This is a genomic window from Enterobacter cloacae complex sp. IR5412, from assembly GCF_049237385.1.
In the GTDB taxonomy this organism is placed as follows: Bacteria; Pseudomonadota; Gammaproteobacteria; order Enterobacterales; family Enterobacteriaceae; genus Enterobacter; species Enterobacter intestinihominis.
In genome coordinates, this window is the sequence record NZ_JBMKHQ010000001.1 from 506669 (window position 1) to 520684 (window position 14016).

The window sequence follows — 14016 nt, forward strand, 5'->3', positions numbered from 1 at the left end:
CAAGAATAATTCTTATTTTTATTCTCTGTACGCTGCCTGGCGGAACGTGAGGTTGTAGCGAAACGCCCCCGCCACCGGGTGATCGCCATTTTTAAGCGGCTGAATGCCGTGATAAAAAAGCCGTGATTCACCGCCCCAGACCACCACATCGCCATGCTCCAGCATCAGCCGTTTGAGCGGGTCGTTGCGCCGCAGGCCGCCAAACTGAAAGACAGCGGGCAGCCCAAGGGATACCGAGACAATCGGCGCGCGCAGGTCAGGCTCGTCCTTATCCTGATGCAGGGAGAGCTTTGCCCCGACGGCATAGCGGTTGATCAGACAGGCATCGGGACGAAAATCAGGATAGCCGGCCGCGACGGCGGCATCGTGACACAGCGCCTGAAACGCCTCCGGCATCGGCGGCCACGGCCGATCCGTCAGCGGGTCGTTCGCGGCATATACATAGCCCCGCTCATTCGTCGCCCATCCCAGTTCGCCGCAGTTGGTCATCGCCACGGACATGGTATACCCGCCCGGCGTGACCATATGGCGAAACGGCGAACGGGCGGTGACGGTATCAATACCGTCGAACAACGCCGCCGCGCGGGAAAGCGCAAAACGTCTCAGGATCGTCGCCCCCGGCGCGAGCGGCTCCTGCCAGGGTTCAGCATCAGCAAAAAGATCGAGCATTATCCCTCCGGGTTGTTCGCCTCACGTTTCAACAATAGCACCTTACGCGCTGCGCCCCAGCGATAACCCGACAGCGCACCGTCGTTACGCACCACGCGGTGACAGGGGATAACTATCGCCAGTTTGTTGGCTCCGCAGGCCCCCGCCACGGCACGTACGGCATTGGGTTTACCAATGGCCTTCGCCACCTGCTGATAGCTCGCCGTTTCACCGCAGGGGATAGCCCGCAGCGCCTGCCAGACCTGCTGCTGGAAGGCGGTACCCCGGATATCCAGCGGCAGCGTCAACGGCGTCGCGCGGCTGTCGACAGAGGCAATCACCTGACGAACACGCCCGGCAAATGCGCCTTCCATCGGTTCGCGGACGGCAAGCGGAAACAGTGACAGCAGCTCAGCCGTCAGCCCGGCGTCGTCATCACCCAGCAGTATTGCGCAGATCCCGCGCTCGCTTTCCGCCACCAGACAGTGGCCCAGCGAGCAGTCGCTGATGGCATAGCGGACCGCAGCCTCTCCGTTACGGTACTGTTTCGCCGTCATGCCCAGCGCGCCGTTGGCTTTACGGTAGTAGCTGCTGCCGTCCGGGAAGCCAGCGGCCAGTACGGCATCGGTGATTTTACCGCCCTGTGCAAGCAGGCTACGCAGGCGTTGTTCACGCGCGGCCTGCTGCCATGCTTTCGGCGTCATGCCGGTGACGGATTTAAACAAGCGGTGGAAATGGAACGGACTCATGCCAACCTGCTGCGCCAGTGCCTCCAGGTTCAGCGCGGCATCCTGCTCAAGCAGTCGGCAGGCCAGCGCAACGTTGGCCTTTTTCTGCGCCATAGGGTCGACCTGGTCCGGCCTACAGCGCTTACAGGGGCGGAAACCCGCCTGCGCGGCCTGGTGAGCATCAGGATAAAAGCAGACATTTTTACGCAGCGCGTGGCGGGCACGGCAGGACGGACGACAATAAATGCCGGTCGTCTGCACGGCAAAGACAAACTGGTTATCCGCACGCGGATCGCGGGCCAGAACAGCCTGCCAGCGATCCTCATCGGTAAGATAGGTTGTGTTTTTCATCATCGGCTCCTCTTACAAGCATACGCTCAGCTTGCCTGAACGCCACCGAACAAAAACCCGCAACCTTGCTTTTTAATTTTTTTCGCTCACCAGGAAGCTGTTGAACTGCGGTGAACTCCAGGTTTTAAACCCGTCAGCCTCTTTGGTGATCATATAAACGGCCAGCCCTTCCTGACGCACCACCTCTTTGGCCTTCTCCGTGCCGAGCACCATCAATCCGGTATCCCAGGCGTCGGCTTCCAGCGCAGTTGGCGCTATCACAGTCACGGACACCAGGTTGTGGGTAATCGGGCGTCCGGTTTGCGGATCAATCACATGCGAGATACGTTTGCCATCCAGCTCGTAATAGTTGCGGTAGCTTCCGGAGGTGCTGATACCGTGCCCGTTGATGTCGACAATCGCCTGCACCGCGTTCTGCTGATCGGTTGGTTTTTGGATGGCCACTCGCCACGGCCTGCCGCTGGCGTTCATGCCCCGGCTGACGAGCGCGCCCCCGACGGAAACCAGATAACGGGGAATACCTTCCTGCGCCATCAGGGCCGCGAGATGATCCGCAGCATACCCCTCGCCTACCGTGGAGAGATCCACAAACAGGTCGGGAATGTCTTTTTGCAGGTATTGCTGACCGTACTGGGAGATCACCGCCAGATGCTGTAACCCTGTACGCGCGCGGGCGTCGTCGATGGCGGCTTGATCGGGTGTGGTCACCGGCTGCTTGTTGGGGCCAAATCCCCACAGGTTCACCAGCGGCCCCACGGTCACATCCATTGCGCCGTTGGTTTTGTAGCCCACGCGCATGGCTTCCGTGACGATATCGGCCATTGCTTCGCTCACCGGCCACAGCGAGGTGCTGCTGGAGCGATTGAAACGCATCAGCGCTGAGTCATTTTTATAGGTAGAGAGTAGCTGATCGTCGGCATCCAGCTGCGCCTGAATTTTACCGCGTAGTTCTTCAGCGCGGGACTTATCAATATCCATCACGCTGACGCGCCAGAAGGTCCCCATGGTTTTCCCTTCCAGCACCGTCGCGGCGGGTGCGTCGATTTTTGCGGGCTGTGTAGAAGAGTCACACGCGGTCAGGAGTAAAAAAGTCGCCAGAACGCTGGCGCGTAAAAAAGTCATATCCATTGGTTATTATCCTCATGCCAGGGCGGCAAGAGTACACTAAAACAGCGTATTTGAAGACCCTAAAAAAGCACGAAAAAAGGGGCCTGATGGCCCCTTTGTTGCAGTATGAGCAATTAGAACTGGTAAACCAGACCCAGCGCGACGATATCGTCAGTACCGATACCTGTCTGACGGGTGAAGTCATTTTCATCCAGCAGATTGATTTTGTAATCAACATAGGTGGACATGTTTTTGTTGAAGTAGTAAGTCGCACCCACGTCAACATACTTCAGGATATCCTGATCGCCATAGTTTTCGATGTCTTTACCTTTAGACTGCAGGTAAGCCACGGATGGACGCAGGCCGAAGTCGAACTGATACTGAGCAACCACTTCGAAGTTCTGTGCTTTGTTAGCCCAGCCCTGATCGCCAACGCGGGTCGCGTTGTAAGTCTGAGTATACTGTGCAGCCAGGTAGATGTTGTTCGCGTCGTATTTCAGACCACCGGTGTAGGTCTCTGCGCGATCGCCTTCACCGTAGTAGCCCGCAGCGTTCTGGTCAGCAGTACGTTTAGAACTGGTGACTGCCGTACCGAGTGCGAAGCCTTCGCCCAGATCGTAAGTCAGAGAGCCGCCGTAGCCGTCACCGTTCTGACGCAGCGCGTCACGACCGTTGTTGGTCTGGCCTTCGCCGCTTGCGCTGCCGTTTTTACCCTGGTACTGCAACGCGAAGTTCAGACCATCAACCAGACCGAAGAAGTCCTGGTTACGGTAGGTCGCGAAGCCGTTACCACGCTGCTGCATGAAGTTGTCAGAACCGTAGGTATCGCCGCCGAACTCCGGCAGAACGTCGGTCCAGGAAGTCACATCGTAAACAACGCCGTAGTTACGACCGTAGTCGAATGAACCCGCATCAGCGAATTTCAGACCTGCGAACGCCACACGCGTCCATGAGTTGTTTTCGTTCTCACCAGAGTTACCCTGGATCTGGTATTCCCACTGGCCGTAACCGGTCAGCTGGTCGTTAACCTGAGTTTCGCCTTTGAAGCCCAGACGCATGTAGGTCTGGTCGCCGTCTGCACTGTCGTCATCAGAGAAATAGTGCAGGCCATCCACTTTACCGTACAGATCTAATTTGTTGCCGTCTTTGTTATAAATTTCAGCCGCATTTGCTGCGCCTGCCACCAGCAGAGCTGGTACCAGGAGGGACAGTACTTTAACTTTCATTTTATTAACCCTCTGTTATATGCCTTATTATTTACCACTGCTTACTGGTCAACCCTCTTAACCAGTCGGCAAGTTCATTCTCCTCAAAAATGCAGAATAATCCAACAGGAATATGATACGAAAACTTTGAAGATGTTTCACTTTACCATCAAGATGTTTCAATGTGTAAATTTCAAGGAACTTTCACAAAGCATCAAAAGTTTAAAAATATAGCACGGATAATCAAAACAAAAATATATCCTATAAAATTCAAAAGACTAACTTAAAAAAGAGTACAGCACTGAATGACAAAAAAATTCCCGTCAACACCATTAAAATAACCCTCGCTATCATCATTAACTTTATTTATTACCGTCATTCAGTTCTGAATGTCTGTTTATCCCTAATTGAACCGGATGCTCCGCATTCGGTTTTTTTTTTACCTTTCTTTACGTCAACAGACATTTTATGTGCTACCCGTCTGTAATGATAACGACTATTAACTAAATCCATCGCCCGGCGATTACAGATTTTCCTTTTCACTTTCAAAATTAATTTCTTGTTAATTCGTGCTATTTTATTGCCGTTGTAACAGCATATTTGTACATTTCACTGGGTTTTGTACATCTTTCACACGGATGACGTTGAAGCGGGTTGCGACAGATAAAAAGTCAAGGTCATACCGATAACGACGCTGGAAATTCAGTTATTACCCTTTATACTGCCCTATCCCATTACCGCGCGGCCATTACGGGTTAAACACATCGATGAGTCAGACTGAAACTACCGCCCCGAGCAAATTCTCCCTTCTACCGGGCAGCATCACCCGTTTCTTTCTTCTGTTGATCGTTGTGCTGTTAGTCACAATGGGAGTGATGGTTCAGAGCGCCGTGAATACCTGGCTTAAAGATAAAAGCTATCAAATTGTCGATATCACCCATGCGGTGCATAAGCGCATTGATACGTGGCGCTACGCGACCTGGCAAATCTACGACAATATCGCCGCCGCACCTGCCACCTCATCAGGCGAAGGGTTACAGGAAACGCGCCTTAAGCAGGATGTGTATTACCTTGAAAAACCGCAGCGCAAGACGGAAGCCCTGATTTTCGGCTCGCACGACAGCGCAACGCTTGAGATGACGCAGCGGATCTCCTCCTATCTGGACACCCTGTGGGGCGCCGAGACCGTACCGTGGTCCATGTATTACCTGAACGGTCAGGACAACAGCATGATCCTGATCTCGACCCTGCCGCTTAAGGATCTCTCGTCGGGCTTTAAAGAGACCACCGTTGGCAGCATTGTCGATTCCCGTCGGGCAGAAATGCTGCAACAGGCCAACGCGCTGGACGAGCGCGAAAGTTTCTCGTCATTACGCCGTCTTGCCTGGCAGAATGGCCACTACTTTACGCTGCGAACCACCTTTAACCAGCCGGGCCATCTGGCGACCGTGGTTGCCTTCGATCTGCCAATTAACGATCTTATCCCGCCGGATATGCCGCTGGACAGTTTCCGACTGGAGCCAGACAACAGCACCCAAAATATGCGCACGCCGTCGGATAAAGAAGGCCCGGACAGCGTAGCGATCTCATTTAATGGCTCGAAGATTGAGATTGCCTCATCGCTCAACTCAACCGGTATGCGGCTGGTGTGGCAGGTGCCTTTTGGCACCCTGATGCTTGATACCCTGCAAAACATTATGCTGCCGCTGCTGTTGAATATCGGCCTGCTGGCGCTGGCGCTGTTTGGCTACAGCACCTTCCGTTTCCAGTCGGGCCGCCAGAGCGACTCGACGTCGGTATCAGCCGGGACCAGCAACGAGTTGCGTGTTCTTCGTGCCCTGAATGAAGAGATTATTTCCGTGCTGCCGCTTGGGGTGCTTGTTCACGATCAGGAAGCAAACCGGACGGTGATGAGCAACAAAATTGCCGATCACCTTCTGCCGCATCTTAACCTGCAAAATATTACGGCCATGGCGGACCAGCATCAGGGAGTCATTCAGGCCACCATTAATAATGAACTGTATGAGATCCGTCAGTTCCGCAGTCAGGTCGCCTCGCGCACGCAAATCTTCATCATCCGCGATCAGGATCGCGAAGTGCTGGTGAATAAAAAGCTCAAGCAGGCGCAAAGGCTGTATGAGAAAAACCAGCATGGCCGCGCGGCGTTTATGCAAAACATTGGCGATGCCTTTAAACAGCCGCTGAAGTCACTCGCCACGCAGATTGCTGATTTAAGCACGCCGGAAAGCCGACAGCTTAGCAGCCAGGCCGACTCGCTGGTTCGTCTGGTGGACGAAATCCAGCTTGCGAACATGCTGGAGAATGACATCTGGAAGGGCACCCCTACGCTCTTCTCCATCCAGGATCTGATTGATGAGGTGGTTCCGGAAGTCCTGCCGGTGATCAAGCGCAAAGGGCTCCAGCTGCTGATCAACAACCATTTACCGGCCAACGACGAGCGTCACGGCGATCGCGATGCCCTGCGTCGCATCCTGATGATGTTGATTCAGTATGCCGTCACCACGACACAGATCGGCAAGATCACCCTTGAAGTCAGCACCGATGAGTCCACCGACGATCGTCTGACGTTCCGTATTCTGGATACGGGCGAAGGCGTCACCGTGAGCGAAATCGATAACCTGCACTTCCCGTTCCTGAACGATACCCAGCGCGACCACTACGGTAAGGCGAATGCCCTCACCTTCTGGCTCTGCGATCAGCTGGCGCGTAAGCTGGGCGGTCATCTGAACATTAAGGCGCGCGAATCCCTCGGCACCCGCTACTCCTTGCATGTTAAAATGGCGGCGAATCCTCAGGAAGAGGATGAAGAGCGTCTGCTGGATGATGTGGTGGTGATGGTGGACGTGACCTCCAGTGAGATCCGTAATATCGTCGTTCGTCAGCTGGAAAACTGGGGCGCGTCCTGCATTACCCCGGACGAAAGGCTCGCGAGTCAAGAATTTGATCTATTTTTAACTGATAATCCGTCTAATCTTACTGCCTCCGGCTTGCTTTTAAGCGATGATGAGCCAGGCGTGCGGAAAATCGGCCCTGGGCAGCTGCGCGTCAACTTTAATATGAGCAATGCAATGCAGGAAGCTGTATTACAACTGATTGAAGAGAATCTGGCGCAGGAAGAGATCCTGGAGTCACCGTTAGGCGGCGATGAAAATGCCGAACTCCATGCCAGCGGATATTATTCGCTCTTCGTTGATACAGTACCAGATGATGTTAAGCGGTTGTATACTGAGTCCGCTGCGCAGGATTTTGCAGCGCTGGCACAGACAGCACACCGGCTTAAAGGGGTGTTTGCCATGCTTAATCTGGTTCCCGGCAAGCAGTTATGTGAAACGCTGGAACATCTAATTCGTGAGAAAGATGCCTCTGGCATTGAAAAATACATCAGCGACATTGACGCTTACGTCAAGAGCTTGCTGTAGCAAGGTAGCCTTATACATGAACAATATGAACGTAATTATTGCCGATGACCATCCGATTGTACTGTTCGGTATTCGCAAATCACTTGAACAGATCGAGTGGGTGAATGTAGTCGGTGAATTTGAAGATTCCACAGCCCTTATTAACAACCTGCCTAAACTTGATGCGCACGTGCTCATTACCGATCTCTCCATGCCTGGGGATAAATACGGTGATGGGATTACGCTCATCAAATACATTAAACGCCACTTCCCGGACATTTCGATCATTGTTCTGACCATGAACAATAACCCGGCGATCCTGAGCGCCGTTCTGGATCTTGATATTGAAGGGATTGTGCTGAAACAAGGCGCACCTACCGATCTGCCTAAAGCGCTGGCGGCGCTACAGAAAGGGAAGAAATTCACGCCTGAGAGCGTCTCACGCCTGCTTGAAAAAATCAGCGCGGGTGGCTATGGCGACAAGCGTCTCTCGCCTAAAGAGAGTGAAGTTCTGCGTCTGTTCGCTGAAGGTTTCCTGGTTACTGAAATCGCCAAGAAACTGAACCGCAGTATCAAAACCATCAGTAGCCAGAAAAAATCCGCGATGATGAAGCTGGGTGTGGATAACGATATCGCCCTGCTGAACTATCTCTCTTCCGTGACGCTGAGCGCAACGGACAAAGATTGATCGTCGCTGTCTACGCCGGGTGACCCTCGCGGTTACCCGGTCTAAAGACCCCGTAGGCCCGCGCAAGCGCAGTGCCGTCGGACACATAAAAAAGGCCCTTTCGGGCCTTTTTTATTGTCTTGCTTTTCGCACCCGCTCCGCATACACGGATAGCGTCTGCTTCAGTACATCCAGCGTGACCGGCTTCGACAGACAGCTGTCCATTCCCGACTCCAGACAGCGCTGCTTCTCCTCCGCCAGTGCGTTGGCTGTCACCCCCACCACCGGCAGCGTCAGCCCCAGCTGTCGGATACGCTGCGTCAGACGATAGCCGTCCATGTTAGGCATGTTCACATCACTGAGCACAATATCAATATGATTCTTACTTAAGACATTCAGGGCATCCACGCCATCATTGGCCGTTTTACACTGATAGCCCAGAGAGCCAAGCTGGTCTGCGAGCAGACGACGGTTAATCGGATGATCGTCGACGACCAGAATCATCATATCGTCATTCACCGATGCCAGCTCATCAGGGGAAGCCAGCACGGTAGCGCCATCGCTGTCCTCAAGCTGTACGCTGTAAATACGCGCCAGCAAGCCCAACATTTCGTGCGGTGTCGCCACACTGTGCACCCATACCCCGGGCGAACGCTCAATCGGAATACCGATATGACGGCGGCAGAACATCACCACGCCCCGCCCCGCCCACGCCTTGTCTGGCTCAACGTCAGTAATCAGCATGTCATCTGCGTCCGGCGTCTGGCCTTCATAGCGTGAGACCCGCACGCCGCTGCTGGTCAGCATCGAGGTCAGGAAATCATGTAAGGAGGCGTTGTGCACCGCCAGCCAGCAGTGCTTTTCGCTCAGCCCGTCGACCGTGGTTTTCACCGGATAGTGTGCCGAGTAGAGCGGGATACGGATGGTGAACTGGCTGCCCATACCCGGCTCGGTATCGACGGAGATATCCCCGTCCATCATGCTGATAAGCTTCTCGCAAATCGCCAGACCCAGCCCGGTCCCCTGGAAATTACGCTGGACGCCCGTCCCCACCTGGAAGAACGGATCGAACAGGCGAACGACCTCTTTCGCCGGAATGCCAACACCCGTGTCGCGTACGCGAATAGTCAGGTACTCCCCTGCCCGGCAGACATGCAGCACAATACAGCCGATATCGGTGAATTTGATGGCGTTGCTTAGCAGGTTCGAGATGACCTGTTGCAGACGCATCGGATCGCCATGCAGCGTCAGCGGCACATCCGGCTCGATAAAGCAGTACAGCCCCAGCTGTTTGCGCACCACCAGCGGCAGATAGTTGGCGCTGATATGGTTCATCACCTCGCGCGGGGAGAACTCACGCGGTTCTATTTTCAACTGCTCGGATTCAATTTTAGAGAAGTCGAGAATATCGCTGATAATTTTCAGCAGCAGGCTGGACGAGTTGTTCATCGCCGTCACCAGGCGGTCGACCCCTTTCGGCAGCTCTTTGGTCTGGAGAAGATCGAGGTTACCGATAATGCCGTACAGCGGCGTACGCAGCTCATGGCTGACGGTCGCGAGGAACATCGATTTCGACTGGCTGGCCTGCTCCGCCGCCTGCGCCATATCCTGCAATGACTCTTCCATCTTAACGCGCGCGGAGACGTCCACCAGCACGCAAATCGCCACGTTTTCATTGCGGTAGCGCGAATGGACGAAGCTGATTTGCAGATTGGTGTGCGTGCTGGTCAGCACATCCACAAAGTTAACCTGTTGCCCACAGATGATCTGCGTTAACCGCTGGCGGTCTTCATGCGTGAGCATGTTCAGGTAGTTATGGGCAAGCTCGTTACTGAGGATATTTGTCCCGTCCTGAGTACGCAGGATACAGATCCCTACCGGCGCCGAGGCGACAATCTTACGGTTAAACTGCTCGTGCTCCTCCAGACGCTGAGCATCCGCTTCCGCCGGAATAAAGATCCGCCGCTCATACATTCTCGCCAGCATAAACAGCGCGACGCCTACCGCGATGTTCAACAAAATGGCGTTAAGGATCAGGATGCGAATGCGCTCCAGCACCTTGTCCACCGGCAGCGAATAGACAATGCTCAGCGACGATGGCGGTAAACTTTTCTTCAGCACCAGCTCGCGGAACCCGGAGGTATAGCCAAACCATGACCGCTCCTGCATCCAGCTGGGCTCCACTTTCAGGCGGTTTTCAGGCCCGGTAAGGGAGATGAGTGGGTGGCCGTTCTCATCCAGAATGGTCACGCCCATCGGCAGACTGCCCGGCGTGAAGAAGTTTTCCATGCGGATGGTTTGTTCAATCCCCAGCAGCGCTTGCAGGCGGTTTCCGAGGTAAACCGGAGTCAGGGCATAGAAATAGCCGACGCCCATGCGCGGCCCCTGGCTTATCCAGAAGATGTTGTTCCCGCGCTCTTCCTGAGGCGCATTGCGGTATTTCACTATGCGCTCATGCAGGCTATTCAGCGCGTCTTCGCGTTCGACGGGCATATCTCGCAGACCGAAGTCCGCCATGCAAAGATTTTCGTTGCCAATCAGGTAGACGCGGTTTAGATCGTAAGCGGCCGAAAAATTATCGCGCCAGTAGCGCATAAACCATGACAGGGACTCCAGTGAGCCACGCCAGGCTTTGCCCATCGCGGAACAATCGGAGTCCGGGAAGAGCGGTTCGAAATCAGGTACTTCGGTTTTTTCATCCCGACCGCGGAGGGCAAGAATGCCGTTCTCCGCCGTCAGTCGATTCTCAGCGATATACTTAAGCTCTTTCATCACGTCAGACGTGCGCTGGATATAGCGCTGGGCCTGATCCGAGCTTAAGTTAAACTCCTGGCGGATCTCCGCTTCTTTCTGGTGTAACGCGTTAACGATGTAAAACACCGAGAGCAGTGCCACCAGCAACCATAGCAGTAGCGCAAGCGCCCGAAACAGATAGCGAGAGACTTTTAACGTGGTACGAAAGGAGACGAGGTATTTCAAAGGGGCGAGGCTCCGCCATCGGGGAAAAAAGAATGTGGTTAAGGTAGCGGTAAACGCGGCTTGTCGCAACGTTCACTTGTCTGCTTGCGCAAAACAAAAGGGCCGGAAACCGGCCCTTTATGCGTCAGGAGACGTTACTCGTCAGCGTCATCCGCTGCTTCATCATCGGTGTCCGCTTCCGGGACGATTTCATCATCCCCTTCCGCGACGCTGCCGTCGATAGAGTCGAGCTCTTCGTCATCCACCGGCTCAGCAACGCGTTGCAGACCGACGACGTTTTCATCTTCCGCAGTACGGATGAGGATAACGCCCTGGGTGTTACGACCCACCACGCTGATCTCTGACACGCGGGTACGCACCAGCGTACCGGCATCGGTGATCATCATGATCTGGTCCGCGTCGTCCACCTGCACCGCGCCAACAACGGAACCGTTGCGCTCGGTCACTTTGATGGAGATAACGCCCTGCGTGCCGCGAGACTTGGTCGGGTATTCGCTTTCCGCCGTACGTTTACCGTAGCCGTTCTGGGTGACGGTCAGGATTGCGCCTTCGCCACGCGGAACGATCAGGGAAACCACGCTGTCTTCACCCGCCAGCTTGATACCACGCACGCCGGTCGCCGTACGACCCATTGCGCGCACGGCGTTCTCTTTAAAGCGCACCACTTTACCGGCCGCAGAGAACAGCATCACTTCATCAGAACCGGAGGTCAGATCCACGCCGATCAGCTCGTCGCCTTCGTTCAGGTTCACCGCGATGATCCCGGCGGAACGTGGACGGCTGAATTCGGTCAGCGCGGTTTTCTTCACGGTACCGCTCGCGGTTGCCATAAAGACGTTCACACCCTCTTCGTACTCGCGTACCGGCAGAATGGCGGTGATACGTTCGTTCGCTTCCAGCGGCAGCAGGTTAACGATAGGTCGACCCCGCGCGCCACGGCTCGCTTCCGGCAGCTGATAGACTTTCATCCAGTACAGACGGCCCCGGCTGGAGAAGCAGAGGATCGTGTCGTGGGTGTTGGCCACCAGCAGACGGTCAATGAAGTCTTCTTCTTTAATACGCGCCGCAGATTTACCTTTACCGCCACGACGCTGTGCTTCGTAGTCGGTCAACGGCTGATACTTCACGTAACCCTGGTGAGACAGCGTCACGACCACGTCTTCGCGGTTGATCAGATCTTCAATGTTGATATCAGAGCTGTTGGCCGTGATTTCGGTGCGACGCTCGTCGCCGAACTGATCGCGAACCAGCTCCAGCTCTTCACGGATCACTTCCATCAGGCGCTCTGCGCTACCCAGGATATGCAGCAGCTCGGCAATCTGCTCCAGCAGCTCTTTGTACTCGTCGAGCAGTTTTTCATGCTCAAGGCCGGTCAGTTTCTGCAAACGCAGATCCAGAATCGCCTGGGCCTGCTGTTCAGTCAGATAGTACTGACCGTCACGCACGCCGAATTCCGGCTCCAGCCACTCAGGACGCGCAGCATCATCGCCGGCACGTTCCAGCATCGCCGCCACGTTGCCCAGATCCCATGGACGCGCAACCAGCGACGCCTTCGCTTCTGCTGGCGTCGGCGCACGGCGGATCAGTTCGATGATCGGGTCGATGTTCGCCAGCGCAACGGCCAGTGCTTCAAGGATATGGGCACGATCGCGCGCTTTGCGCAGTTCAAAGATGGTACGGCGAGTCACCACTTCACGGCGGTGACGCACAAACGCGCTCAGGATCTCTTTCAGGTTCATGATCTTCGGCTGGCCATGGTGCAGCGCAACCATGTTGATACCGAAGGAGACCTGAAGCTGAGTCTGGGAGTAAAGGTTGTTCAGCACAACTTCACCCACCGCGTCGCGCTTGATTTCAATCACGATGCGCATACCGTCTTTGTCAGACTCGTCGCGCAGCGCGCTGATGCCTTCAACGCGTTTTTCTTTTACCAGCTCGGCGATTTTTTCAATCAGACGCGCTTTGTTCACCTGATACGGGATCTCGTGAACAATAATGGTTTCACGGCCGGTTTTGGCGTCCGCTTCCACTTCGGCGCGGGCACGGATGTAAATCTTGCCGCGACCGGTACGGTACGCTTCTTCAATACCGCGACGGCCGTTGATGATTGCCGCCGTCGGGAAGTCCGGGCCCGGGATGTGTTCCATCAGCCCTTCAATGCTGATGTCTTCATCGTCGATGTAGGCCAGGCAGCCGTTAATCACTTCCGTGATGTTGTGCGGCGGAATGTTGGTTGCCATACCCACTGCGATACCGGACGAACCGTTCACCAGCAGGTTTGGGATCTTCGTTGGCATAACGTCAGGAATTTTTTCCGTGCCGTCGTAGTTATCAACGAAATCAACCGTCTCTTTTTCCAGGTCAGCCATCAGCTCATGGGCAATCTTCGCCAGACGGATTTCCGTATAACGCATTGCCGCGGCGGAGTCGCCGTCGATAGAACCAAAGTTACCCTGACCATCTACCAGCATGTAACGCAGCGAGAAAGGCTGCGCCATACGGACAATGGTGTCGTACACCGCGGAATCACCATGGGGATGGTATTTACCGATTACGTCACCAACGACACGGGCAGATTTTTTGTAGGCTTTATTCCAGTCATTGCCCAATACGTTCATGGCGTATAGTACGCGACGGTGTACCGGCTTAAGGCCATCGCGGACGTCCGGCAGCGCACGGCCAACAATGACCGACATCGCATAGTCCAGATAGGAGCTTTTCAGCTCTTCCTCGATGTTAACCGGTGTAATTTCTCTCGCAAGGTCGCTCATCTAACCGCTATCCCTCTACTGTATCCCGGATTCAAAGGTCGCAAATTATAACACAGCCGCGGTGATACAGGTAAACCTATACGCTTTATTCACAGGGATTGCCTGATATACTCATTTGTCTTGCTAAATAAGGAGTAAAAG

Annotated in this window: 8 protein-coding genes; 2 read left to right on the plus strand and 6 right to left on the minus strand. The window is 54.7% G+C overall.

The features are described from left to right. Window positions 1–18 precede the first annotated feature (18 nt). The 4 genes from alkB to ACOTX2_RS02455 all read right to left on the minus strand — a co-directional run bounded on the left by alkB (window position 19) and on the right by ACOTX2_RS02455 (window position 4060). Window positions 19–669: a DNA oxidative demethylase AlkB gene (alkB, locus tag ACOTX2_RS02440; RefSeq protein WP_023300603.1), complete on the minus strand. Its 651-nt coding sequence runs from the start codon at window positions 667–669 to the stop codon at window positions 19–21. Further along, the gene (ada, locus tag ACOTX2_RS02445) at window positions 669–1727 is read right to left on the minus strand and encodes a bifunctional DNA-binding transcriptional regulator/O6-methylguanine-DNA methyltransferase Ada (protein WP_023300604.1); all 1059 of its coding nucleotides are present in this window, start codon (window positions 1725–1727) and stop codon (window positions 669–671) included. The genes alkB and ada overlap by 1 nt, the downstream gene beginning before the upstream one ends. 72 nt (window positions 1728–1799) lie before the next feature. Further along, window positions 1800–2855 carry an FAD:protein FMN transferase ApbE gene (gene apbE, locus ACOTX2_RS02450; protein ID WP_023300605.1) on the minus strand — a complete coding sequence of 352 codons (1056 nt, stop codon included), beginning with the start codon at window positions 2853–2855 and terminating at the stop codon, window positions 1800–1802. A gap of 113 nt (window positions 2856–2968) precedes the next feature. Then, window positions 2969–4060: a porin OmpC gene (locus ACOTX2_RS02455; protein WP_048966266.1), complete on the minus strand. Its 1092-nt coding sequence runs from the start codon at window positions 4058–4060 to the stop codon at window positions 2969–2971. Window positions 4061–4806: 746 nt separating this feature from the next. On the opposite strand from ACOTX2_RS02455, the gene rcsD reads away from it, so the two are divergent. Continuing rightward, window positions 4807–7479, plus strand: coding sequence for a phosphotransferase RcsD (gene rcsD, locus ACOTX2_RS02460; protein ID WP_023300606.1), 2673 nt, complete (start codon window positions 4807–4809; stop codon window positions 7477–7479). Window positions 7480–7495: 16 nt separating this feature from the next. Further along, a complete protein-coding gene (rcsB, locus tag ACOTX2_RS02465; protein ID WP_003859405.1) occupies window positions 7496–8146 on the plus strand; it encodes a response regulator transcription factor RcsB in 651 nt (216 codons plus the stop codon). Window positions 8147–8257: 111 nt separating this feature from the next. Here rcsB and rcsC read toward each other — a convergent pair whose 3' ends face one another. After that, window positions 8258–11104, minus strand: coding sequence for a two-component system sensor histidine kinase RcsC (gene rcsC, locus ACOTX2_RS02470; protein ID WP_063147699.1), 2847 nt, complete (start codon window positions 11102–11104; stop codon window positions 8258–8260). Window positions 11105–11238: 134 nt separating this feature from the next. Further along, the gene (gene gyrA, locus ACOTX2_RS02475; RefSeq protein WP_023300608.1) at window positions 11239–13875 is read right to left on the minus strand and encodes a DNA topoisomerase (ATP-hydrolyzing) subunit A; all 2637 of its coding nucleotides are present in this window, start codon (window positions 13873–13875) and stop codon (window positions 11239–11241) included. Window positions 13876–14016 lie beyond the last annotated feature (141 nt).